Raw genomic sequence first — 23,348 nt, forward strand, 5'->3', positions numbered from 1 at the left:
CCGAACCATGTTCAATGTTTTAACATGGTTCGGGCTTTTTCTCTTTCACTTATCGGTAAGGTATTTTTTTGATTTACAGCAAAGTATCATTCTTTATTTTACTTTTCCTAAAACCTTCATATGAAGCATAAACAGCTGAAATGATGGTAATAGCAATAGATACCCCAATAATTGTATCAAGAATTGAACTTATATTTGTTGCTGTTGTGTTAAAGAGCTGACTAAGTTCATTGATAAAATTACTATGGAAAAGATTTGGTTGCAGAATAATTAACAGGAACAAGATCGTATACAAGAGTTGATAGATAGTGTTAATGGTTGCTAAAGATTTGGTCCACTGCCTCTTTACCCATTTATATACCGTTAATGTGAGCTCGCATAAAATAACAATCAAAACAAGTGGCCAGAATGAGAGAAGAAGTTCTTGGTTGAAAATCGGCGTCAGTAGGGTTAACCCTGTTTCTTGATTATTTTGTGTATAGATACCGACCCTATCAAGTGCGAAGAAGTAAATGGTACCCCATATGGCTGTCCAGAGGAACGCAGCAAAAATATCGATCTTCGTGATCCCTTTTTTCTTGGGAATAACAGTAATATTTTTCAAATCATCTGGTGTCCATTTTTCTCCTGTACCGGCGATTTCATAAGGCGCGACGCCAGTTCGTTCCATAATAATGAAGACAATAGCGACCCAGAATACGACTTGGATAGCTGTAGATAGAACCGTCCAAATCCCTTTGCCGAAGACAGTGAATATATAGGTCCAATCTTGATTGCTGTTTAGGTAAGTAATTACTCCTTCAAAAACGATGAAAGCAACAGCAAACCCAATGGCAAGTTGTAAAATCATCTTCATAGTGGTCATGAATAAGTCATAATAATCAGGACCGATTAAATAGGAGGGTGCATCGCGATAATTCTTCGCGATTTCTGCTGGATCTCCTAAGTCCTCCAATACAGCTTTTACATCTTCGAGCGAATAATTCTCTGGTAGTGCATCTAAAATGGATGATTTTAGCTCTAATGCAATGTCATTCCGTTGTTTTTCAGGTAGACGCTTTGTAACCTCATGGATATAAACATCAATCCATTCCATTGTTGTTTCCCCCCTCTAATAATAAATTCATTTCAGTAGACATTTTTGCCCACTCCTCCTTTAATGCTGCGAAGATCTTCTTCCCATATTCACTAAGCTGATAATATTTTCTTGGTCTGCTTTCGGTTGTGTCCCAACTACTAGTGACAAGTTCTTGTTTTTCCAGTCGTCTAAGCAAAGGGTATAAAGTACTTTGTTCTATTTCGATGCCCGATTGTTCTAAGTTTTGTACTAAAGAGTAGCCATATTGTGGTTCGTCTAACTGACTTAAAACCGCTAATGTAAGTGTTCCACGTTTTAGCTCTGTTGTAAGGGAATGTAATAAGTCTTTCAATTGTAATCACCTCGTTAATAACAATAGTGTATATCATACAGTATTATAAAATCAATAATAATGTGCATAATATTTTTCGACAGCATTTCTTAACATAAATCTCCAAGGTAGAATAGCTGAAAATGAGAAAGAATAAGAAGGCAGATGACAAGATACATTCGACATTATTTTCAATCATCAGGTTTGTTAACGTGTGGAACGGTTATTTACATAAGGTAATATCTTTTTACTAATGGTAACAAGCGGTGTTATGGTATGATAAACACTAGATTATAAGGAGGGGCAGATAAATGGAAGGCGCTTTTTCATTCCTTGATTCTGAGAACACCTGGATTCAGCTAGGGATATCAATAGGAATCTTGATACTTTTTTTAATTTTTCGCGGTATTTTTGCAAAATATGTTTTTAAATTGTTAATGAAGGTGAGTAATAAGGCCAATTCACAGCTTTTATCTCACATTTTTCTTTCATTTGAAAAACCGGTGAAATGGATATTCATCATTGTCGGATTGTATATTGCCATGGGGTTTTTCCCATATTTAGAGCAACATAATACGCTGTTTGTTCGCTTAATAAGATCAGCGTTCATGATAATGATTGGTTGGGGCTTCTATAATATTGCTTCTGCATCATCTGCAGTTTTCATTAAGATGCGTGATAAATATACACTTGAAGTCGATGATATACTCATTCCGTTTTTATCAAGGATGTTAAGAGTTGTTATTATTGTAATTACTGCAAGTATTGTCTTACAAGTGTTTGAATATAATATCAGTGGTCTTGTAGCAGGGCTTGGTATCGGTGGTGCTGCAATTGCTTTTGCAGCGAAGGATGCTATTGGTAATTTATTCGGAGGTTTTATTATCATAACCGAGAAACCTTTTACAATGGGTGATTGGATTATGACGCCGAGTGTTGAAGGGACCGTAGAAGATATTTCCTTCAGAAGTACAAAAGTCCGGACATTCGCTCAGGCGATTGTTACATTACCAAATGGGACAATTGCGAATGAACCGATTACGAATTGGAGCCGAATGGGAAAAAGACAAATTACCTTTAATTTATCGATCTCACATGAGACACCTAGACATAAGCTGCAACGTATTGTTGATAGGATTCATTCAACTTTAGTGAATAATGATGATATCCATCCAGAAACCATCTTTGTTACTTTTGATGAAATTAAAGATAATTCATATGACTTATTTTTGTATTTCTTTACGAACACAACCAATTGGGGAGAATTCCTTAAAATTAAAGAGAATATTAACTTTCAAATCATTGATATTCTTGAGCAAGAAGGTGTCATCATTGCGCTAGAAAGCACTCGCGTATATGTTGATTCCGACAAGCTCCTTGCCGATCAGAAGGAAAACAAAGATCAATTAATGTTAGGGAAAGATTCTTAAAAACGAAATCGCTTCTTGTTTAGAAAAGAAGCGATTTCTCTTTTTTTATAAAATAATTGAATATTCTACATAATGAAGGGTGAGATAGATGCAAAAATTATTATTAACCGGTTTTGAACCTTTTTTAGATTTTCCAATTAATCCAACCGCAGAAGTTGTGGAAGCATTAGATGGCAAAAACATTGGGAATTATCATGTGCAAACGGCCTTGCTCCCCGTCTCGTTTAAACATGTAAAGCAAACACTTATAACAAAAATGGAAGAAATGAATCCAGATGCCGTGATACTTATGGGGCTAGCGGCTGGTAGAGATAAAATAACACCCGAGCGGATAGCGATTAATGTAAATGATGGACCTGTTGATAATAACGGAGTTCAACCAGTGGATGAGCCTATTCACATGGATGGCGAAGATGGTTATTTCTCTACGCTACCTATTAGGCAAATGGTCGAAAGGCTTCATCATCATGGTTTCCCTGCAAAAATATCTAATACAGCAGGAGCTTATTTATGTAACCATGTGATGTATCAAGTACTGTATTATATAAAAAAACATAACATTAATATCCCAGCAGGGTTTATTCATATTCCTGCGTCGCATCGATTAGCTTTGACCAATAGTAAACTGCCTAGTTGGAGTCAATATGATTTAACAAGGGCGATCGAAATATGTATAGAAACGTTAGAGTAGTTAGGAGAATCTAATGTCATTTTTGATAATAGGTTGAATAAGCATTTAAAGTAACAAATCCGAATAGCGTTAGAGTCTGAAGAGGTCTGGCAAGTGAAAGATATATCCTATATTGGGAGAGGTGTAGTAAACGCTGTTTATCTAATTGAAGACCGTTCAAAAGGAACGTTTGTAGTAAGAACTCCTTGGCAAGAAGGAGAGAGTAGTGATATTTCTTGTAAAAAAGAAATTCACCTCTTTACATTAGTATTATCAATCTATGTGTTATATTCTCAGCGTATAAAAACTGCCACAGAACATCATCTGTGGCAGTACAAACATAAATTAATTTTTGTATTCTATCCGTTATTAACAGATTTTGATTTTTGCTTATCTCCTTGTTTATCTTTCTCTAATAAAACAATTAATCCTGGTAAAAGTACACCTCTTATAAGGAATGTATCTAATAGAATTCCGACAGCTACAATAAATCCGAATACAAATAGTAACTCGATAGGCTGTGTCATTAGAACAGCGAATGTTGCGGCTAGAATCAAGCCGGCTGAAGAAATGACTCCACCTGTATGAGAAACAGCTAATTGAACAGCTTCTTTGACACTATGGTGCTTTCTTTCTTCTTGAAAGCGAGAAACGAGCATAATATTATAATCGATTCCAAGTGCGACAAGAAATACAAAGGCGTATAAAGGAACGCGGTTACTTACAGCATCGATTCCGAAAAATATCTCTGTCAAAAATGTTCCCAATCCTAATGCTGCTAAGAATGATATGAGAATAGTTCCCATCATATAGATTGGCATTTTGATCGATTTTGTCAAAGCGATAAGGAGTAAGAAGATGAGGACCGTTTCAAGTGTAACAATCAAAAGGATATCATTATTGTTCACTTTACGATCATCTAATGATGACGCTGTTTCACCTGAAAAATAAATGTCGCCATCTATATTACTGTTATCTAATAACTCATCTTTCTCATTTACTATTTTTTCTAGTTCATTAATACTTTCAATCGCATAAGGACTGTCATTGAAAGTCAAGCTCAGTTGAAGAACTTGATTGTTTTCAGCTGTCCCAGAAGGTCTAACTTCATTTACTTCTGACCTTGTTGAAAGTTGTTCGACAATAGAAGAAACTTGTTCTTCAGATAATGCTTGTGATGATTCAACTAAAACAGTTGTTGGTGCAAGATCTCCGCTAGAGAAGTTTTCTTCTAATACTTCATAACCGACACGAGATGGCATATCTTCAGGGAAAGATTTTATCGTATCAAATTCATAGTCTAAGTTTGAAATATTTAATGCAGAGACGACCAAGATAACCCCGACAGATATAACGGATACAATCGGTTTTTTGACAACGAATTGTCCTACCTTACTCCAGAAAGAACTTCCTTTCACTGAATGGTCTCCCATTTTCGGTACTTTTGGCCAAAATGCTTTTCTGCCAAATAACGCAAATAAAGCAGGAATGAGCGTTATGGATGAGATCATGATAATCGCCATGGCTGTTGCGAAAGTTGGAGCGAAGTTTCGATAATCACCAAACTCGGCAAAGAAAAGAACAAGCATAGCGGCAAGAACCGTGCCTCCAGAGAAGAAAACAGGCATGCCAACACTTCTCATAGCCACTTTCATCGCTTCAAAAGAGTTTTCATGGTTTTTTAATGCTTCTCTAAAACGTGAAAATACGAAAAGCGAATAATCAACTACTGCTGCAAATAACAAGATCAACATAATCGAAATGGTTTGTTGACTGAGATCTAATCCTAGGCTTCCTAAAATACCTAATGACTTCATAACAACTTCATAAACAAATCCAGCAGCCAATAAAGGAATGATAGCAAGCAGTGGTGAGCGATAAATAACAATAAGTAAGACTAATATTAAAGCGACAGTAGATAAAATAAGGACAACATCAGCTCTTGAAAATAGGTCAAGAGAGTCTGCACTAATGCCAGCGGGTCCAGTTACCCAAAAGTTTAGGTCTGTTTGATCTTCGATCATATCTTGCATTTGATGAATGGAAGTTTGAATATCTCCGCTTTCCATACTAGATGCAAATTGTAGTGGAATGACTGCTATGGATTGATCATCAGAAAAGAAGCCTTCGAGTGCTTCAGGTGGTAATTGTTCTAGTGGAATGACCTCAGTTATTCCTTTAATTTCATTATTCTTAAAGCTATTTAGTTGTTCTGCTAAAACAGAGGTTTCAAGTTGCTCATCATTTTTATCCTGAAAGACAAGGATGGCAGGAATACCGTCAGCGCTTGGAAAGTATTCTTCTAATTTGTTTTGGGCGATAATCGATTGGCTATCTTCAGGGAGAGTAGCAATTCTTCCCACTTGATAATCTTTCGCATTAGGAGCAAAAAATGCTAACCCTAGCGCGATAACTAGCCAACAGACGATGGTAATCCACGCCCCTTTTTTCGTTGCTACTCGATCAGTAATAGTATGGAGCAAGTTTTTCATTTGATAGGACATCCTTTCAAGTTAGGTTGGGGTGGAAAATCATAAAAATTCCATGGTTCTATCATATTTTGCTCCAAAGTGACACATGTGTCAATTATTAAGTGCGTATCCCGTTACTTACCATTTGAATAATGGATTGAACCCATTGCTCACGTGGTAACTGAAAATGATTTGGAATGGCTACTGATTGAAAAATAAAGCCTAATATCATTGTGTCTGGCAAGGATGGGTTTAACTTTCCTTCTTGCTTACCTAGTTGGACAAAGTTTTGTAAGCATGTATACATATTTATACTCATGTTTTTAAAATAAGATTGATTTGCAGCTGTTTTTTCGTTTGTTGTATTCACTTGCTTTGTAATATTGATTAATTCCTGAATCTCACTTCTTTCAAAGATAATTTCCATTAAGTAAGTAAATTGCCGTTCAAAATCTCCTTTTTCCTCAATTTGCTCGAGTTTTTGCATAAATTGATTCATTTCATAAATCATAAAAGCTGTAATAAGTTCATCTTTATTTTCAAAATACTTATAAATTGTTCCTCTTGCTACATTTAGCCTTTCTGCCAATAAACTAAACGTAAATGCTTCATATCCAACTTCTAGTAATAATGCTTGTGTATGTTCGTATAATTCTGTAATGGAGAACTTTCTATCTCTACCCATATTTATTCACCTCATCAATATTATAATCGTTTGTCATTTATAATCGAAAGTTATATCTTTTTCATTCATTATTTCTTCAAAAGAAAGAAGGTAAAGTGTTATATTGAAAAATTACTTTTATGAAATAATCGCGGAAAAGCGAGAGAAGAAAAGGGGAAGGGTAAATGTAGTTCGTTTTGGTAAAAAAGATTATTAATCCGGTGTATAGAATAGGTATTTAGAATGAGTGTTAGTAAAATGATAAATATTATTAAGAAATACTCTTCATTTGTAATTAAACCTGATTAGACTCCAGTAATATAGGAAGAGATTAATAAGATTAATATTCTAGTAAACTGTTAAATGCATTTAATTTATTCTAAATATTTATATTTTTAAGAAAATTAAAAATATAAAGTTGACTACAAAAAACAATAAAGTTAATATATAACATATAGTGATAGACAATCTTACATGTGGATCTATTACTATTGTTAAATATCTAAAAATTCTGTTAATTAACAGAGTAAAGGGGGGTAATTATGAAGAAGATTTCATTTGGTTTTATGAGTTTCGTTTTAGTAGTTTTGCTTGCGCTAACTGGTTGCTCGAATGAAGAGGCGGGGGGAAAGGAAGGCGGGGATTCGAATAATGGATCATCCGGAAGTTCTATTCTTAGTAAAGTGATTGATAATAAGAAGCTAGTTGCTGGAGTGAATGATGAATTGCCAGGGTTTGGCTACATCGATGAGAGTGGTAAGAACGTTGGGTTTGATGTTGATTTCGCTCGAGTACTAGCAGCGGGTGCGATAGGGGATGCCGAATCCGTTGAGTTTAGACCTTTATCTGCTCAAGAGAGATTTACAGCTGTGCAAACAGGCGAAGTTGATGTGTTAATTAGAAACACAACATGGACAACAAACCGTGATTCGGAAGTTGGTTTGAATTTTGCGCCAACAACTTTCTATGATGGCCAAGGTATTATGGTGAGAGCCGACAGTGGGGTAGAGTCTCTTGAGGATTTAAAAGGTATGCGTATTGGTGTAGACACAGGAACAACAACGGAGTTGAACTTAGCAGATCAGATGAGAGCGCTTGGTATTGAGCATGAGGCGGTTGTGTTTGATGGTCAAGATGCAGTAGTAGCGGCGTATGAATCAGGAAGCATTGATGCTTGGACAACAGATAAATCTGGATTAGTTGCAAGGCAGGCAGTAATGGAAAAGCCTGATGAACATAAGATTTTGGAGGAGAACTTATCGAAAGAGCCACTTGGACCGTCAGTAAAAGGTGGAGATGATAAGTGGTTTGATGCGGTGAACTGGATGGTTTTTGCTACTATTCAAGCTGAAGAATTTGGCATCACTTCTAAAAATGTTGATGAATTTTTAGAATCGGAAAATCCTGAAATTAGAAGATTGTTAGGAACTGAAGGAAACCTTGGAGAACAGTTAGGGCTCCCAAATGACTTTGCCTACCAGATTATTAAGCAAGTAGGGAATTATGGCGAAATTTTTGAGAAGAATCTTGGAGCAGATACCATTTTCAAATTAGATAGAGGGTTAAACGCATTATACACTGATGGCGGAATTCTTTACTCTCCTCCATTCCGTTAAGTAAAGATAGACCTGCTTGATGAGAATTCTCTATAGCAGGTCTTTTTTAAACTATTAGTTAAATAGGTACCTCTAGAAAGGAGTGTAAGATGTGAGTGAACTGTCGAATCAGAAGAAATCGATTTCTCCACCATTTTGGCGAAATAAAAAGATTATCCCAATTATCTTACAAGTAGTATTTGCTATTATCGTTTTAGTATTCGGATATCTTTTAATTGACAATGCTTTAAGTGGGCTAAGACAAATAGGTTTACAGTTAGGATTCGATTTCCTTGCCAATACAGCAGGGTTTTCTATTTCGGAGGCGATGATTGATTATCAACCGACTGATACATATGGAAAAGCTTTACTCATAGGCATGCTTAATACATTGAGGGTTGCATTCTTTGGGATTATTTTAACGACTATTCTTGGATTGATTGTCGGCTTGTCGAGAATGTCGAATAACTGGTTATTAAGTAAAATTGCCGGAGTGTACATTGAGATTTTTCGAAATACACCATTGCTTGTACAAATATTTATTTGGTTTTATGCCGTGTTTTTACCAATGCCGAAAATTCAAGAAGCCCTTCAGATTGGACCGATGCTTTTCTCGAATCGCGGTACAGCTATTCCTTGGTATGAAAAAAATCAAGGAATTTTACTCTGGGGCATTTTATTCCTTGTTTCACTGGTAATTGCTCTTTTTGTCTATCGTTTGATGTTAAAGAAACAAATAGAATCTGGGAAAAAGAATTTTCCATCATTGTGGGCGCTTGGCGTTATCGTGGTGATTGCTATTATATCTTACGTAGTCACTGGAAATACACCAGTAACCTTCCATGCTCCGTCTGTTGCAGGAAATGGGTTTGATGGTGGTTTTGTCCTATCACCTGGATTTTCCGCTATATTACTCGGGTTGGTCATTTATACATCTACATTTATTGCAGAGATCATACGAGCTGGGGTCAATGGAGTCAATAAGGGGCAGTCTGAAGCTGCGAAAGCATTAGGGTTAAAGAATTCAACAGCTCTCAGATTGGTGATTTTCCCACAGGCCATTAGAATTATCATCCCACCTTTAACCAGTCAATATTTGAACTTAACTAAGAACTCAAGTTTGGCTGTTGCAGTTGGTTATCAAGAGATTGTAAGTATTGGAAACACAGTAATGAATCAAGCGGGGCGTCCAATAGAGGCTATTGCGATAATGATTGCTGTTTATTTAACATTTAGTTTAATTACTTCTTTATTTATGAACTACTTTAATAAGAAAGCGCAACTCGTTGAAAGGTAGGTGTAAGCATGAACAATGAACCTCAAATAAACGTAACTACTGGTACTTCGGTTGTGGGACCGCCTAAAAAAACAGTCGGTGTAGGTAGTTGGTTAAAGACAAACTTATTCGGTACTTGGCCAAATATTATATTAACCATCGTATCAACTGCCATTATTTTATATGTTGTCTTCCATACAGGGAAATTTATTTTTACAGCTGATTGGAATGTGATCGAAACGAACTTTCGTTTACTCATGGTTGGGCAATTTCCATTAGAGGAGACTTGGAGAGTTTGGGTAGCTATTTTTCTCATTTCTGCTCTTTTAGGAAGCTCATGGGGGCTATGGCGAGGAGTGATGAAGCATGTGGCATTGGTTATTGGTGGGCTAATGGTCGTTTCGCTTGTCCTACCATTTATCCAAACAAATACGAGGCTTATTCTTGTAGGGAATATTATTTGCATTTTCCTCTTTTATATAATAGGAAGAAAAGTGAAAAAGCTAAAAATACCAGTTTTATTATTATGGATATTGTTTATTCCGCTTGTTATTTCTCTATTCAATGGTTTCGGAATTTTACCAAAAGTGAATTCTAATATTTGGGGAGGTTTCTTATTAACGCTACTTATTGCAAGTGTGGCAATTGTTTGTTCTTTTCCCTTGGGAGTTTTATTAGCTCTAGGAAGACGAAGTAAACTCCCTGTAGTGAAATGGTTTTGTATCATTTATATTGAACTGATAAGAGGAATCCCTCTAATTACCATACTATTTGTATTTCAGTTAATGTTGCCGCTTTTTTTAGGTAATAGTATTGATGTGAGTAATGTCCTCAGGGCAATGGTTGGTTTCACATTATTTAGTGCTGCATATTTAGCTGAAAATATAAGAGGTGGATTGCAATCAATTCCGAGGGGACAATTTGAGGCAGCGCAAGCTTTAGGTTTGAATTCCACATATACCATGGGTTTTGTTGTTCTTCCTCAAGCTATCAAAGCTGTGATTCCAGCTTGTGTTGGTCAGTTTATCTCAATTTTCAAAGATACTTCTCTTGTAGCAATTGTAGGATTAACTGAATTATTAGGGATGGGACAAAAGGTGATCGCAAATCCCGCCTTTTTAGGTAAGAACATGGAAGTATTTCTGTTTATCGCGTTTATTTACTTTATATTCTGTTCGCTTATGTCGTATGTAAGTAGAAGATTGGAAAATACTTTAGGTGCCGGAGAGCGTTAGGAGGATATATATAGATGGAAAGTATATTTGGAGTTGAGAAAATAGATATACCTATTGAAAAAAGAGAAAATATAATAGAAGTAAAGGGATTAAATAAATGGTTTGGACAACTGCATGTTTTAAAAGATGTAAATATTAGTGTGAAACAAGGTGAGGTTGTTGTTGTCCTGGGGCCATCTGGTTCAGGGAAATCTACTTTTATTCGCACCCTTAATGCTTTAGAAGAGTTTCAACAAGGACAAATAAAAATAGATGGTATTGAGTTGACTGATGATTTAAAGAACATAGAAGAAATAAGAAAAGAAACAGGGATGGTTTTTCAATCTTTTAATCTCTTTCCACATATGACGATTCTAAAAAACATCTCTTTAGCACCGATTTGGGTGAGAAGGTGGAAGAAGACTAAAGCTGAACAAATCGCGAAAGAGTTGCTTGAAAGAGTAGGTATTCCTGAACAAGCTGATAAATATCCAGGTCAACTTTCAGGTGGGCAACAACAAAGGGTGGCTATTGCAAGAGCGTTGGCGATGCAACCGAAAATCATGTTGTTTGATGAACCGACCTCAGCGTTAGATCCTGAGATGGTAAAAGAGGTATTGGATGTAATGAAGACGTTGGCTGAATCAGGAATGACAATGGTAGTTGTTACACATGAAATGGGGTTCGCTCGCCAAGTAGCTGACCGTATTGTTTTATTTGATTACGGTGAAATTGTTGAAGAGGGAACGCCAGTAGAATTATTTGATAACCCACAACATGAAAGGACGAAAGCGTTCTTATCGCAAATACTATAATAAAAAAGGAGTCAGCATAACATGAAAGTGCTGACTCCTTTTTTATTTATGTAATAGATTAATTTTTTTAAAAAAGTTATTGACGAATAATAATAACAGGTGATATTATATTAAAGCAGTCGTTACTGACGCAGTAACTTACATAAGGATTTTAAAAAAAGTTATTGACATCAAACGAACTGAATGATATATTAAGAAGGTCGCTTCTGAAGCGAACGAGATTGTTCTTTGAAAACTGAACGAACGTAAAACGTCAAGCGTAATTCTAAAAAAGCTGATTTATCAGCAACAAAGCACCATAGGTGCAAATGAGCTAATCAAACACTTTATTGGAGAGTTTGATCCTGGCTCAGGACGAACGCTGGCGGCGTGCCTAATACATGCAAGTCGAGCGAATCTGAGGGAGCTTGCTCCCAAAGATTAGCGGCGGACGGGTGAGTAACACGTGGGCAACCTGCCTGTAAGACTGGGATAACTCCGGGAAACCGGGGCTAATACCGGATAATATCTATTTATACATATAATTAGATTGAAAGATGGTTCTGCTATCACTTACAGATGGGCCCGCGGCGCATTAGCTAGTTGGTGAGGTAACGGCTCACCAAGGCGACGATGCGTAGCCGACCTGAGAGGGTGATCGGCCACACTGGGACTGAGACACGGCCCAGACTCCTACGGGAGGCAGCAGTAGGGAATCTTCCGCAATGGACGAAAGTCTGACGGAGCAACGCCGCGTGAGTGATGAAGGTTTTCGGATCGTAAAACTCTGTTGTTAGGGAAGAACAAGTATCGGAGTAACTGCCGGTACCTTGACGGTACCTAACCAGAAAGCCACGGCTAACTACGTGCCAGCAGCCGCGGTAATACGTAGGTGGCAAGCGTTGTCCGGAATTATTGGGCGTAAAGCGCGCGCAGGCGGTTCTTTAAGTCTGATGTGAAAGCCCACGGCTCAACCGTGGAGGGTCATTGGAAACTGGGGAACTTGAGTGCAGAAGAGGAAAGTGGAATTCCAAGTGTAGCGGTGAAATGCGTAGAGATTTGGAGGAACACCAGTGGCGAAGGCGACTTTCTGGTCTGTAACTGACGCTGAGGCGCGAAAGCGTGGGGAGCAAACAGGATTAGATACCCTGGTAGTCCACGCCGTAAACGATGAGTGCTAAGTGTTAGAGGGTTTCCGCCCTTTAGTGCTGCAGCAAACGCATTAAGCACTCCGCCTGGGGAGTACGACCGCAAGGTTGAAACTCAAAGGAATTGACGGGGGCCCGCACAAGCGGTGGAGCATGTGGTTTAATTCGAAGCAACGCGAAGAACCTTACCAGGTCTTGACATCCTCTGACAATCCTAGAGATAGGACTTTCCCCTTCGGGGGACAGAGTGACAGGTGGTGCATGGTTGTCGTCAGCTCGTGTCGTGAGATGTTGGGTTAAGTCCCGCAACGAGCGCAACCCTTGATCTTAGTTGCCAGCATTCAGTTGGGCACTCTAAGGTGACTGCCGGTGACAAACCGGAGGAAGGTGGGGATGACGTCAAATCATCATGCCCCTTATGACCTGGGCTACACACGTGCTACAATGGATGGTACAAAGGGCTGCAAGACCGCGAGGTTTAGCCAATCCCATAAAACCATTCTCAGTTCGGATTGTAGGCTGCAACTCGCCTACATGAAGCCGGAATCGCTAGTAATCGCGGATCAGCATGCCGCGGTGAATACGTTCCCGGGCCTTGTACACACCGCCCGTCACACCACGAGAGTTTGTAACACCCGAAGTCGGTGGGGTAACCTTTTGGAGCCAGCCGCCTAAGGTGGGACAGATGATTGGGGTGAAGTCGTAACAAGGTAGCCGTATCGGAAGGTGCGGCTGGATCACCTCCTTTCTAAGGAATATACGGAATTAACTTGATGTTAGACTGTTCGTTCAGTTTTGAGAGTATAATCTCTCAAAATAAGATGAAAATAGCGAAGGATTCAAGGAAGCGTAAGCTGACGAGAATACCAAAGCTTACCATTCATTAATCGTTCTTTGAAAACTAGATAATGTAATGAAGAAGATTACCGAGTAATCGCCACCTTAGTTATTTTCTCTCTATTTAATAGTAATAGAGTAAAGATACTAAACTTTTTTAAGAAAACACAACCGTGAGGGTTGTGAGAAGCAAGCAGTTCAAGGAAGCGAGCGAGGAAACACCGGAGTGTGCGTCTTGTGCACATGAGGATGTTGACGAGTGAGCTGACGCCGAAATGCGTAGCTTATCGCAAGCCGAACAATGGTTAAGTTAATAAGGGCGCACGGTGAATGCCTTGGCACTAGGAGCCGATGAAGGACGGGACTAACACCGATATGCTTCGGGGAGCTGTAAGTAAGCTTTGATCCGGAGATTTCCGAATGGGGAAACCCCCTATCCGTTATGGGATAGGATCCATACCTGAATACATAGGGTATGGAAGGCAGACCCGGGGAACTGAAACATCTAAGTACCCGGAGGAAGAGAAAGCAAACGCGATTCCCTGAGTAGCGGCGAGCGAAACGGGATTAGCCCAAACCAAGAGGCTTGCCTCTTGGGGTTGTAGGACATTCTATACGGAGTTACAAAGGAACGAGATAGACGAAGAGGTCTGGAAAGGCCCGCCATAGGAGGTAAAAGCCCTGTAGTTGAAACTTCGTTCCCTCCAGAGTGGATCCTGAGTACGGCGGGACACGAGAAATCCCGTCGGAAGCAGGGAGGACCATCTCCCAAGGCTAAATACTCCCTAGTGACCGATAGTGAACCAGTACCGTGAGGGAAAGGTGAAAAGCACCCCGGAAGGGGAGTGAAAGAGATCCTGAAACCGTGTGCCTACAAGTAGTTAGAGCCCGTTAATGGGTGATAGCGTGCCTTTTGTAGAATGAACCGGCGAGTTACGATTACATGCGAGGTTAAGTTGGACAGACGGAGCCGTAGCGAAAGCGAGTCTGAATAGGGCGAATGAGTATGTGGTCGTAGACCCGAAACCAGGTGATCTACCCATGTCCAGGGTGAAGTCCAGGTAACACTGGATGGAGGCCCGAACCCACGTACGTTGAAAAGTGCGGGGATGAGGTGTGGGTAGCGGAGAAATTCCAATCGAACTTGGAGATAGCTGGTTCTCTCCGAAATAGCTTTAGGGCTAGCCTCATGCGTAAGAATCTTGGAGGTAGAGCACTGTTTGGACTAGGGGCCCTCATCGGGTTACCGAATTCAGACAAACTCCGAATGCCAAAGATTTATCCATGGGAGTCAGACTGCGAGTGATAAGATCCGTAGTCAAGAGGGAAACAGCCCAGACCACCAGCTAAGGTCCCAAAGTATACGTTAAGTGGAAAAGGATGTGGAGTTGCTTAGACAACCAGGATGTTGGCTTAGAAGCAGCCACCATTTAAAGAGTGCGTAATAGCTCACTGGTCGAGTGACTCCGCGCCGAAAATGTACCGGGGCTAAACGTATCACCGAAGCTGTGGATTGAACATCGTTGATGTTCAGTGGTAGGAGAGCGTTCTAAGGGCGTTGAAGCTAGACCGTAAGGACTGGTGGAGCGCTTAGAAGTGAGAATGCCGGTATGAGTAGCGAAAGATGGGTGAGAATCCCATCCACCGAATGCCTAAGGTTTCCTGAGGAAGGCTCGTCCGCTCAGGGTTAGTCGGGACCTAAGCCGAGGCTGAAAAGCGTAGGCGATGGACAACAGGTTGATATTCCTGTACCACCGTATTCTGTTTGAGTGATGGGGGGACGCAGGAGGATAGGGTAAGCGCACGATTGGATGTGCGTCTAAGCAGTTAGAGGGACCATGAGGCAAATCCCATGGTCATATACCTTGAGCTGTGATAGCGAGGGAAATTTAGTACCGAAGTTCTTGATTCCACACTGCCAAGAAAAGCCTCTAGCGAGGAATAAGGTGCCCGTACCGCAAACCGACACAGGTAGGCGAGGAGAGAATCCTAAGGTGAGCGAGAGAACTCTCGTTAAGGAACTCGGCAAAATGACCCCGTAACTTCGGGAGAAGGGGTGCTCATTAGGGTGTTAAAGCCTTGATGAGCCGCAGTGAATAGGCCCAGGCGACTGTTTAGCAAAAACACAGGTCTCTGCGAAGCCGCAAGGCGAAGTATAGGGGCTGACGCCTGCCCGGTGCTGGAAGGTTAAGAGGAGAGGTTAGCTCACGCGAAGCTTTGAATCGAAGCCCCAGTAAACGGCGGCCGTAACTATAACGGTCCTAAGGTAGCGAAATTCCTTGTCGGGTAAGTTCCGACCCGCACGAAAGGCGTAACGATCTGGGCACTGTCTCAACGAGAGACTCGGTGAAATTATAGTACCTGTGAAGATGCAGGTTACCCGCGACAGGACGGAAAGACCCCGTGGAGCTTTACTGTAGCCTGATATTGAATTTTGGTACAGCTTGTACAGGATAGGTAGGAGCCTTAGAAGCCGGAGCGCTAGCTTCGGTGGAGGCGTCGGTGGGATACTACCCTGGCTGTATTGAAATTCTAACCCACATCCCTTATCGGGATGGGAGACAGTGTCAGGTGGGCAGTTTGACTGGGGCGGTCGCCTCCTAAAGAGTAACGGAGGCGCCCAAAGGTTCCCTCAGAATGGTTGGAAATCATTCGTAGAGTGTAAAGGCACAAGGGAGCTTGACTGCGAGACCTACAAGTCGAGCAGGGACGAAAGTCGGGCTTAGTGATCCGGTGGTTCCGCATGGAAGGGCCATCGCTCAACGGATAAAAGCTACCCCGGGGATAACAGGCTTATCTCCCCCAAGAGTCCACATCGACGGGGAGGTTTGGCACCTCGATGTCGGCTCATCGCATCCTGGGGCTGTAGTCGGTCCCAAGGGTTGGGCTGTTCGCCCATTAAAGCGGTACGCGAGCTGGGTTCAGAACGTCGTGAGACAGTTCGGTCCCTATCCGTCGTGGGCGCAGGAAATTTGAGAGGAGCTGTCCTTAGTACGAGAGGACCGGGATGGACGCACCGCTGGTGTACCAGTTGTCTTGCCAAAGGCATCGCTGGGTAGCTATGTGCGGAAGGGATAAGTGCTGAAAGCATCTAAGCATGAAGCCCCCCTCGAGATGAGATTTCCCATAGCGCAAGCTAGTAAGATCCCTGAAAGATGATCAGGTTGATAGGTTAGAGGTGGAAGTGTGGCGACACATGTAGCTGACTAATACTAATCGATCGAGGACTTAACCAAAACGAAAAGCGAAAGCGCCTTGCACAGGTGCGACAAGCATAAGACGGATTTGACAGGAGGTTGTTCTTTAACCTCATGACAAATTTGACTTATGACCTCGAGCACCTAGGCGCTGTAGCTGGACAATTCGAAATGCGGGCGGCTACTAGCCGCCGCAGCTAGACAGCACTACGTAAGTAGTAGCCTACAGTACGCATTCAGGCGATTACTCAATAACAATCTTCTTCAACATTACCTAGTTTTGAGGGAACGATTCCCTTACAATTTTATAGTTCGGTGGCGATAGCGAGAAGGTCACACCCGTTCCCATACCGAACACGGAAGTTAAGCTTCTCAGCGCCGATGGTAGTTAGGGGCTGTCCCCTTGTGAGAGTAGGACGCTGCCGGGCAAACTACCCCATTTTTTGGGGTTATTTTTTGGCCCCTTGGTCAAGCGGTTAAGACACCGCCCTTTCACGGCGGTAACACGGGTTCGAATCCCGTAGGGGTCACCATTTTGGAGGATTAGCTCAGCTGGGAGAGCATCTGCCTTACAAGCAGAGGGTCGGCGGTTCGATCCCGTCATCCTCCACCATTTTTTTGTATATTTGCCGGCCTAGCTCAATTGGTAGAGCAACTGACTTGTAATCAGTAGGTTGGGGGTTCAAGTCCTCTGGCCGGCACCACTCGTGCTTTGTACGAGCCATTAGCTCAGTTGGTAGAGCATCTGACTTTTAATCAGAGGGTCGAAGGTTCGAGTCCTTCATGGCTCACCATTTAAATTTGCGGGTGTGGCGGAATTGGCAGACGCACCAGACTTAGGATCTGGCGCCGCAAGGCGTGGGGGTTCGACTCCCTTCACCCGCATTAGTTTTATAATGAATAGTTGCGGAAGTAGTTCAGTGGTAGAACATCACCTTGCCAAGGTGAGGGTCGCGGGTTCGAATCCCGTCTTCCGCTCCAGATGCGCCCGTAGCTCAATTGGATAGAGCGTTTGACTACGGATCAAAAGGTTAGGGGTTCGACTCCTCTCGGGCGCGCTTTATTTCGGGAAGTAGCTCAGCTTGGTAGAGCACTTGGTTTGGGACCAAGGGGTCGCAGGTTCGAATCCTGTCTTCCCGACCACGAATACTTTTTAGGGGCCTTAGCTCAGCTGGGAGAGCGCCTGCTTTGCACGCAGGAGGTCAGCGGTTCGATCCCGCTAGGCTCCACCAATTTAATTTTTATAAAATATATTTTATGGCGGTGTAGCTCAGCTGGCTAGAGCGTACGGTTCATACCCGTGAGGTCGGGGGTTCGATCCCCTCCGCCGCTATTGCTTTTTTATTAATGGAGGAATACCCAAGTCTGGCTGAAGGGATCGGTCTTGAAAACCGACAGGGGTGTTAAAGCCCGCGGGGGTTCGAATCCCTCTTCCTCCGCCATTAATATTTATTATCGCGGGGTGGAGCAGTCCGGTAGCTCGTCGGGCTCATAACCCGAAGGTCGCAGGTTCAAATCCTGCCCCCGCAATCTGGTCCGGTAGTTCAGTTGGTTAGAATGCCTGCCTGTCACGCAGGAGGTCGCGGGTTCGAGTCCCGTCCGGACCGCCATTTACATATTTATTATTTTGGCTCAGTAGCTCAGTCGGTAGAGCAAAGGACTGAAAATCCTTGTGTCGGCGGTTCGATTCCGTCCTGAGCCACCATTTATTCTTTTTTGGAGGGGTAGCGAAGTGGCTAAACGCGGCGGACTGTAAATCCGCTCCTTCGGGTTCGGCAGTTCGAATCTGCCCCCCTCCACCATCTAGGGGTATAGTTTAATGGTAAAACGAAGGTCTCCAAAACCTTTGATGTGGGTTCGATTCCTACTACCCCTGCCATTCATGGCGGTTGTGGCGAAGTGGTTAACGCATCGGATTGTGGTTCCGACATTCGTGGGTTCGATTCCCATCAGCCGCCCCATTTTTAAATATTTTGTTGGGCTATAGCCAAGTGGTAAGGCAACGGATTTTGATTCCGTCATTCGTAGGTTCGAACCCTACTAGCCCAGTTATGGCAGCATAGCCAAGTGGTAAGGCAGAGGTCTGCAAAACCTTTATCCCCGGTTCAAATCCGGGTGTTGCCTTTATGCCGGTGTGGCGGAATTGGCAGACGCGCACGACTCAAAATCGTGTTCCTTCGGGAGTGTCGGTTCGACCCCGACCACCGGTATGTTGAAGTTCTTAAATGCGGGTGTAGTTTAGTGGTAAAACCTCAGCCTTCCAAGCTGATGATGAGGGTTCGATTCCCTTCACCCGCTTAAATAGGGGCCTATAGCTCAGCTGGTTAGAGCGCACGCCTGATAAGCGTGAGGTCGATGGTTCGAGTCCATTTAGGCCCACCATTTATATTATTCCGCAGTAGCTCAGTGGTAGAGCATTCGGCTGTTAACCGAACGGTCGTAGGTTCGAATCCTACCTGCGGAGCCATACATATTTTAGTTTGCGCCTTTAGCTCAGCTGGATAGAGCAACAGCCTTCTAAGCTGTGGGTCAGAGGTTCGAATCCTCTAAGGCGCGTCAAAGCTCTCGCTGAAAAGCCCGCTATATCAACCTTCTAGCCCGTCAAATGAAACGGTCAGTGTAACGGTCAAATTGCCGATTATACTCGATATTTGACTTAGCTAGGAGGTTTTTATTTTGCCGAAAAAGAAGGAAATATTCTCAGTTTCCGACGATTTAAACGGAATATTTTCGAATAATGCCGCGCCTAAAGCCAAAGCGATTCCGCCTAATGACCGAATGCTTTTAACGCGCGCTCTCGAAATTATCACGCGTCAGATGGAAATTAGCGGTAACAGACCGAGGACAATAGGCGACTATGAGCGTTATGTAACGTTGTTTATTAAGCTTACGGGCGTTAACTATCTCGATGAAATTGACAGCAATAAAATATACGAGTGGCTTTCGCTCATGGACGTAAGCAATCAGACGAAGCTTACGCGACTAAAATGTATAAAAGCGTTTTTATCGCGTTGCCACGGAAACGGTTGGATAGACGCGCCGTTTTGGAAAAAGGTCACTATTCGCGTTGACCAAAAGATTAAGGAGGGCGCGACAGAAAAGGACGTTAAGCGCCTGCTATCCGTGCTCGACCTAGGAGACTTCGTTCAGTTGCGCGATGCGACCGCAGCCTATCTAATGTTTAAGACGGGCATACGTATTGGCACCGTTTCGTATCTCGAAGGCAAGCACGTCGATTTTAACGAGCGATTGCTGCGTCTAGATGGTGCAATACTGAAAAATCATAATCAGATACTTTTACCGTTCGACGATACGCTTGCGAAGTTGTTGGACGTGCTTATGCGTCAGAACGATCAGATTAGAAAAGCGTATTGTCGCAAGAATGATTATGTGTTTATTACGAAGCATGGCGGTATCATATCGAATAGTCCTACACATAATAATATTCAGAAACGGCTTAATTATTACGCTAAAATGTACGGGCTAAAGAACATTAATCCTCACGCGCTGAGAAGGGGCTTTGCGAAGTCTTTGCTTAGTAAAGGGGCTAATGTTGCGGAGATTAGTAAAGCGCTAGGACATAGCAATCTAGCCGTTACAACGCAATATTTGCATTTAGATAAAGAAGAAGTTGCGGAAAATTTGCGTAAATATTTATAGAAGATATCGTCAGTCCTTCGGGATTGGCGATTTTTTTTGCCTAAAAACATCCACTTTACGAAAGTTATCCGTTATTTAAACTGTAAGACGAAAAAAATTTGCGATTTTCATGTCAGAAATTCGAGGCGAAATCGTTATTTAAAGTAAGGGAACAGATTTACGATAATAAATCTACGCAACACGATATATAACTTACGCAAGGAGTTGAGTGAATTTGAGTGGTGAATTAGTATTATTAGCACAAAAATTGTTAGACGAGGGTTATAGACCGAATAAGGTTTCGAAAATTTTAGGCGTTCATCATTCAAAGATTAATAGGTTAATTAGTAGGGGGATAATTGAAGTCTATACTCCGTTCGATGACGAAGAGGATAAAAAACACCTTTATCAAAATTTTGAATGGCTATGGGAGGAAGATGAGTTAGAGAAAATATTATGGAAAGCTTACGAAGGAGAATTTACATTTTCAAAAAACTATAATGAGGATACTATTCGAATAGGCAACTATGTTAATAAAAAATACGGTGGATTACATGAGTACTTTGATATGAAGGGATTTAGAAGAGTAAAAGAAAATATGCTTATCATATGCCCTAGATGCCAAACTGAAACAAATTTGAATAAATGGTATAGAGAGAAAGATAGACCTTTTGGTTTATATTATGAATGCCCTCAATGCAGAAAAGAAACGTCGAAAAAATATAACGGCAGTAATCCAGAGAGGATTTTCGGCTATAACTGTTCTAGGAGAGAACTAGTAGAAATGATGTTTACAGGAACGATGTTGTTAGCGGCCGGGTCGACGATTTTAATTGCGGCAGCAGACAAGACGGCAGAGACTTACGGGTTTCACGGAGTGGGAACAGTATTGCGGATTTTATTGCCGTTAGCTGGGCTAGTTGCAGGCGTGTATTTTATCGAAACGAACGCGTTAATCGGGTGGTTAAAATGACACTGCGCGAACTTGTTGCGAGTCTAAACGCAAGGAAACGCTTAGTCAACGCATTCAAAAGTGGCGAAATATATCTCGGCACAGCAGAGCGACCAGTCTTTCCGAAAATACATTCCGTTAAAATCAAAGCACACTCAACGCAATATACCTTCTCATTGCCAAACGGCTTAAATCCCGACAAATTAAAACGAAATTACTTTGCGATTATGCAACACTTTGGCGAGCAAGTGCGGTTAGATGGCGAAATAAAACTGTTCACATTGACGGTCTATGCGCAAGCACTTTCGAATGACATGCCTTATGATATCGATGAGATTCGCGAATATGTAGTAAAGCACAAACTTGGCATCATCTGCGGGAAAGAGAGGGCTGGCGAAATAGTATCATTCGATTTACTTAAGCAGCCACATATTTTGATTGCGGGAGAAACTGGTAGCGGTAAATCAACGCAGCTACGATCGATTCTAACCACGCTAATACTTACGAAAAAGCCTAGCGAGCTAGAGCTATATCTCGGCGACTGTAAAAAGTCGGAGTTTCACATTTTTCGCAAAGTAGAGCACGTTAAATCCGTTTTAAGCAGCGGCAAAGAAATTGCGCATATGTTAGCGCATATAAAGAGAGAGTTAGACGAACGCAGCGACTTAACGGAAACTTTCGAAGTAAGTCACGTTGATGATTTGCCGGCGGAACACAAGCGTCCCTATATAGTTGTATGTATCGATGAGTTCGTTATGTTGCGCAAAGACGAAACGGTTATGGAAATATTGACGGAGATTGTTGCGATAGGTAGGACGCTGGGAGTTTTCGCTATACTTTCGATGCAAAGACCGAACGCCAAAGTGTTAGACACGACTATACGCGCAAATTTGACGGTGAGCATGGGCTTTAAATTGCGGGATAAAACGGAAGCTCGCATTGTTAATACGCCGGATGCAGAAAAGTTAACGGAGCCAGGTCAGTTCATTATGAATAGCGATAGACTCTACGAATTACAAGCGCCATATCTCGAAATGGAGCGAGCTAAAGAGTTATTAAATCCGTTCATGATAGCGAAAGGTAAAAATAAGACTGTTATACAGGAGCAAGCGAATCTAACGGAAGAGGATGTGTTTAACGATGCCATTAACGAAGAGAGATAAGGAGATTATAGCGGACCTTAATCGATTCCGCGTAATGGACCGAGACAGCATAGCGGAAATCCATTTTACGCACAATAAACGTCCTAACTATTCCGCAAATAACGTATTGCTACGGCTATGTAGGGACGGACATATTACGCGTTCAAAAGCTTTCGTTCCTTTCCTATACTTCAGCGTAGAAACGCAATTAAAAAAGAACAGCGCAAAGATAGGTCACTTTCTCGCAATACTTGACGTCTACAAAGAATTGCGCAAGCTAGGCGCGCTAGAAACATTCGTAGTTGAGCCGAAGTATGGACGCAAAGGGACTGTTGAGCCCGACATTTATTGTCGCTATCGCAAAACGGGTTTCTTCGTTGAGGTACAGCGCACGCTTTATAGCGATCGTCAGATGACCGAAAAGCTTGATCGTTATGTTAAGTTTTATCGCGATGGTTCGTTGCCTGGAAACTTTCCGCATGTACTCATCCTCAGTGAACGCCCTTACGCGATAAATGCAATCGACTACCCATTCCGTATATTTCAAGCAAAGACATTTACCGCCTTCATACAGTCGCTGCGTAAGCCCGTAGAACAGAAGCCGAAACAACTGTCAGCGTCAGAAGGTATTCGAATGATCTTAAAGTGAACGAAGCTCAAGTAGCTCGCTAACGTCAGCTATTTCAAGCGCTTTAGCAATGCGCGCAATATGCTCGCGATTAATAGTCGTACGTTGGTTGTTGCAAATTTCGCTGATAACATTCGGTCGCAAGCCCGTCATTTCTGCGAGTGCCGACCGCGTAATATTTCTTTCAGCTAAAATATCCGATACCTTTACGTAAAGCATTCGGCTACACTCCTTGTCCTTATAAGTTGATTTGATTATAACGTTATATCGATATTTTGTAAA

The 23,348-nt window shown here is 41.8% G+C and carries 15 protein-coding genes, 24 tRNA genes and 3 rRNA genes; 37 read left to right on the top strand and 5 right to left on the bottom strand.

Features of this window, described 5'->3' with window-relative positions:
* Window positions 1-73: 73 nt before the first annotated feature.
* Window positions 74-1,096, bottom strand: a complete 1,023-nt coding sequence (locus MKX29_RS12880; RefSeq protein WP_341105886.1) for an HAAS signaling domain-containing protein — start codon at window positions 1,094-1,096, stop codon at window positions 74-76.
* Window positions 1,083-1,430 (bottom strand): PadR family transcriptional regulator, encoded by a 348-nt coding sequence (locus MKX29_RS12885; protein WP_224939310.1) that lies wholly within the window; start codon window positions 1,428-1,430, stop codon window positions 1,083-1,085. Before MKX29_RS12885 ends, MKX29_RS12880 begins: the two co-directional genes overlap by 14 nt.
* Window positions 1,431-1,720: 290 nt before the next feature.
* On the opposite strand from MKX29_RS12885, the gene MKX29_RS12890 reads away from it, so the two are divergent.
* The gene (locus MKX29_RS12890; protein WP_289434516.1) at window positions 1,721-2,839 is read left to right on the top strand and encodes a mechanosensitive ion channel family protein; all 1,119 of its coding nucleotides are present in this window, start codon (window positions 1,721-1,723) and stop codon (window positions 2,837-2,839) included.
* Window positions 2,840-2,927: 88 nt separating this feature from the next.
* On the top strand, window positions 2,928-3,530 hold the full coding sequence (locus MKX29_RS12895; RefSeq protein WP_224939312.1) for a pyroglutamyl-peptidase I: 603 nt from the start codon (window positions 2,928-2,930) through the stop codon (window positions 3,528-3,530).
* A gap of 338 nt (window positions 3,531-3,868) precedes the next feature.
* On the opposite strand, the gene MKX29_RS12900 is transcribed toward MKX29_RS12895, so the two are convergent.
* Both MKX29_RS12900 and MKX29_RS12905 read right to left on the bottom strand, forming a co-directional pair.
* The gene (locus MKX29_RS12900) at window positions 3,869-6,001 is read right to left on the bottom strand and encodes an MMPL family transporter (protein ID WP_341105896.1); all 2,133 of its coding nucleotides are present in this window, start codon (window positions 5,999-6,001) and stop codon (window positions 3,869-3,871) included.
* 97 nt (window positions 6,002-6,098) lie between these two features.
* A complete protein-coding gene (locus MKX29_RS12905) occupies window positions 6,099-6,665 on the bottom strand; it encodes a TetR/AcrR family transcriptional regulator (protein WP_224939315.1) in 567 nt (188 codons plus the stop codon).
* Window positions 6,666-7,186: 521 nt separating this feature from the next.
* Here MKX29_RS12905 and MKX29_RS12910 point away from each other — a divergent pair.
* The 35 genes from MKX29_RS12910 to MKX29_RS13080 all read left to right on the top strand — a co-directional run bounded on the left by MKX29_RS12910 (window position 7,187) and on the right by MKX29_RS13080 (window position 23,087).
* On the top strand, window positions 7,187-8,260 hold the full coding sequence (locus MKX29_RS12910; RefSeq protein WP_341105899.1) for an amino acid ABC transporter substrate-binding protein: 1,074 nt from the start codon (window positions 7,187-7,189) through the stop codon (window positions 8,258-8,260).
* 100 nt (window positions 8,261-8,360) lie between these two features.
* Window positions 8,361-9,536 (top strand): amino acid ABC transporter permease, encoded by a 1,176-nt coding sequence (locus tag MKX29_RS12915; protein ID WP_445662707.1) that lies wholly within the window; start codon window positions 8,361-8,363, stop codon window positions 9,534-9,536.
* An 8-nt stretch (window positions 9,537-9,544) separates the two neighbouring features.
* Window positions 9,545-10,750: an amino acid ABC transporter permease gene (locus MKX29_RS12920; RefSeq protein WP_341105904.1), complete on the top strand. Its 1,206-nt coding sequence runs from the start codon at window positions 9,545-9,547 to the stop codon at window positions 10,748-10,750.
* Window positions 10,751-10,764: 14 nt separating this feature from the next.
* The gene (locus MKX29_RS12925; protein ID WP_263624454.1) at window positions 10,765-11,544 is read left to right on the top strand and encodes an amino acid ABC transporter ATP-binding protein; all 780 of its coding nucleotides are present in this window, start codon (window positions 10,765-10,767) and stop codon (window positions 11,542-11,544) included.
* 326 nt (window positions 11,545-11,870) lie between these two features.
* Window positions 11,871-13,419 (top strand): 16S ribosomal RNA (locus MKX29_RS12930).
* Window positions 13,420-13,811: 392 nt separating this feature from the next.
* Window positions 13,812-16,744, top strand: a 23S ribosomal RNA gene (locus MKX29_RS12935).
* Window positions 16,745-17,016: 272 nt separating this feature from the next.
* Window positions 17,017-17,133: ribosomal RNA gene (gene rrf / locus MKX29_RS12940) — 5S ribosomal RNA — on the top strand.
* Together the 16S, 23S and 5S rRNA genes with 24 tRNA genes alongside form the textbook arrangement of a ribosomal RNA operon.
* A gap of 30 nt (window positions 17,134-17,163) precedes the next feature.
* Window positions 17,164-17,238: transfer RNA gene (locus tag MKX29_RS12945), tRNA-Glu, on the top strand.
* A gap of 4 nt (window positions 17,239-17,242) precedes the next feature.
* A tRNA-Val gene (locus tag MKX29_RS12950) sits at window positions 17,243-17,318 on the top strand.
* 15 nt (window positions 17,319-17,333) lie between these two features.
* Window positions 17,334-17,409, top strand: a tRNA-Thr gene (locus MKX29_RS12955).
* A gap of 14 nt (window positions 17,410-17,423) precedes the next feature.
* Window positions 17,424-17,499: transfer RNA gene (locus MKX29_RS12960), tRNA-Lys, on the top strand.
* A 9-nt stretch (window positions 17,500-17,508) separates the two neighbouring features.
* Window positions 17,509-17,590: transfer RNA gene (locus MKX29_RS12965), tRNA-Leu, on the top strand.
* A gap of 21 nt (window positions 17,591-17,611) precedes the next feature.
* Window positions 17,612-17,686 (top strand) — tRNA-Gly (locus MKX29_RS12970).
* Between the two features lie 3 nt (window positions 17,687-17,689).
* Window positions 17,690-17,763 (top strand) — tRNA-Arg (locus MKX29_RS12975).
* 8 nt (window positions 17,764-17,771) lie between these two features.
* Window positions 17,772-17,848 (top strand) — tRNA-Pro (locus tag MKX29_RS12980).
* 13 nt (window positions 17,849-17,861) lie between these two features.
* Window positions 17,862-17,937 (top strand) — tRNA-Ala (locus tag MKX29_RS12985).
* A 27-nt stretch (window positions 17,938-17,964) separates the two neighbouring features.
* Window positions 17,965-18,038, top strand: a tRNA-Met gene (locus MKX29_RS12990).
* A gap of 16 nt (window positions 18,039-18,054) precedes the next feature.
* Window positions 18,055-18,147: transfer RNA gene (locus MKX29_RS12995), tRNA-Ser, on the top strand.
* A gap of 14 nt (window positions 18,148-18,161) precedes the next feature.
* Window positions 18,162-18,235 (top strand) — tRNA-Met (locus MKX29_RS13000).
* Window positions 18,236-18,238: 3 nt separating this feature from the next.
* Window positions 18,239-18,315 (top strand) — tRNA-Asp (locus MKX29_RS13005).
* 19 nt (window positions 18,316-18,334) lie between these two features.
* Window positions 18,335-18,410: transfer RNA gene (locus MKX29_RS13010), tRNA-Phe, on the top strand.
* A gap of 13 nt (window positions 18,411-18,423) precedes the next feature.
* Window positions 18,424-18,507, top strand: a tRNA-Tyr gene (locus tag MKX29_RS13015).
* Window positions 18,508-18,510: 3 nt separating this feature from the next.
* Window positions 18,511-18,584, top strand: a tRNA-Trp gene (locus MKX29_RS13020).
* Between the two features lie 6 nt (window positions 18,585-18,590).
* Window positions 18,591-18,666: transfer RNA gene (locus MKX29_RS13025), tRNA-His, on the top strand.
* 16 nt (window positions 18,667-18,682) lie between these two features.
* Window positions 18,683-18,754: transfer RNA gene (locus MKX29_RS13030), tRNA-Gln, on the top strand.
* Between the two features lie 4 nt (window positions 18,755-18,758).
* Window positions 18,759-18,829: transfer RNA gene (locus MKX29_RS13035), tRNA-Cys, on the top strand.
* Between the two features lie 4 nt (window positions 18,830-18,833).
* A tRNA-Leu gene (locus MKX29_RS13040) sits at window positions 18,834-18,915 on the top strand.
* Window positions 18,916-18,932: 17 nt separating this feature from the next.
* A tRNA-Gly gene (locus tag MKX29_RS13045) sits at window positions 18,933-19,003 on the top strand.
* A gap of 7 nt (window positions 19,004-19,010) precedes the next feature.
* Window positions 19,011-19,087: transfer RNA gene (locus tag MKX29_RS13050), tRNA-Ile, on the top strand.
* 10 nt (window positions 19,088-19,097) lie between these two features.
* Window positions 19,098-19,172, top strand: a tRNA-Asn gene (locus tag MKX29_RS13055).
* Between the two features lie 15 nt (window positions 19,173-19,187).
* Window positions 19,188-19,261: transfer RNA gene (locus tag MKX29_RS13060), tRNA-Arg, on the top strand.
* A 120-nt stretch (window positions 19,262-19,381) separates the two neighbouring features.
* Window positions 19,382-20,365 (top strand): tyrosine-type recombinase/integrase, encoded by a 984-nt coding sequence (locus MKX29_RS13065; protein ID WP_341105908.1) that lies wholly within the window; start codon window positions 19,382-19,384, stop codon window positions 20,363-20,365.
* Between the two features lie 214 nt (window positions 20,366-20,579).
* Entirely contained in the window at window positions 20,580-21,317 is a 738-nt protein-coding gene (locus tag MKX29_RS13070; protein WP_341105910.1) for a helix-turn-helix domain-containing protein, read from the top strand.
* On the top strand, window positions 21,314-22,459 hold the full coding sequence (locus tag MKX29_RS13075; protein WP_341105912.1) for an FtsK/SpoIIIE domain-containing protein: 1,146 nt from the start codon (window positions 21,314-21,316) through the stop codon (window positions 22,457-22,459). Before MKX29_RS13070 ends, MKX29_RS13075 begins: the two co-directional genes overlap by 4 nt.
* Window positions 22,437-23,087, top strand: coding sequence for a hypothetical protein (locus MKX29_RS13080; RefSeq protein ID WP_341105914.1), 651 nt, complete (start codon window positions 22,437-22,439; stop codon window positions 23,085-23,087). The genes MKX29_RS13075 and MKX29_RS13080 overlap by 23 nt, the downstream gene beginning before the upstream one ends.
* Here MKX29_RS13080 and MKX29_RS13085 read toward each other — a convergent pair.
* Window positions 23,079-23,285 (bottom strand): helix-turn-helix domain-containing protein, encoded by a 207-nt coding sequence (locus MKX29_RS13085; protein WP_341105916.1) that lies wholly within the window; start codon window positions 23,283-23,285, stop codon window positions 23,079-23,081. The genes MKX29_RS13080 and MKX29_RS13085 overlap by 9 nt on opposite strands.
* Window positions 23,286-23,348 lie beyond the last annotated feature (63 nt).

The sequence above is a fragment of the Cytobacillus sp. FSL R7-0696 genome, assembly GCF_038006865.1.
Lineage (GTDB): Bacteria > Bacillota > Bacilli > Bacillales > Cytobacillaceae > Cytobacillus > Cytobacillus kochii.

Bases quoted from the DNA above. Each gene is read 5' to 3' on its own strand.
- MKX29_RS12880 (WP_341105886.1), bottom strand. From the start codon at position 1,096: ATGGAATGGATTGATGTTTATATCCATGAGGTTACAAAGCGTCTACCT.
- MKX29_RS12890 (WP_289434516.1), top strand. From the start codon at position 1,721: ATGGAAGGCGCTTTTTCATTCCTTGATTCTGAGAACACCTGGATTCAG.
- MKX29_RS12895 (WP_224939312.1), top strand. From the start codon at position 2,928: ATGCAAAAATTATTATTAACCGGTTTTGAACCTTTTTTAGATTTTCCA.
- MKX29_RS12900 (WP_341105896.1), bottom strand. From the start codon at position 6,001: ATGAAAAACTTGCTCCATACTATTACTGATCGAGTAGCAACGAAAAAA.
- MKX29_RS12905 (WP_224939315.1), bottom strand. From the start codon at position 6,665: ATGGGTAGAGATAGAAAGTTCTCCATTACAGAATTATACGAACATACA.
- MKX29_RS12910 (WP_341105899.1), top strand. From the start codon at position 7,187: ATGAAGAAGATTTCATTTGGTTTTATGAGTTTCGTTTTAGTAGTTTTG.
- MKX29_RS12920 (WP_341105904.1), top strand. From the start codon at position 9,545: ATGAACAATGAACCTCAAATAAACGTAACTACTGGTACTTCGGTTGTG.
- MKX29_RS12925 (WP_263624454.1), top strand. From the start codon at position 10,765: ATGGAAAGTATATTTGGAGTTGAGAAAATAGATATACCTATTGAAAAA.
- MKX29_RS13075 (WP_341105912.1), top strand. From the start codon at position 21,314: ATGACACTGCGCGAACTTGTTGCGAGTCTAAACGCAAGGAAACGCTTA.
- MKX29_RS13080 (WP_341105914.1), top strand. From the start codon at position 22,437: ATGCCATTAACGAAGAGAGATAAGGAGATTATAGCGGACCTTAATCGA.
- MKX29_RS13085 (WP_341105916.1), bottom strand. From the start codon at position 23,285: ATGCTTTACGTAAAGGTATCGGATATTTTAGCTGAAAGAAATATTACG.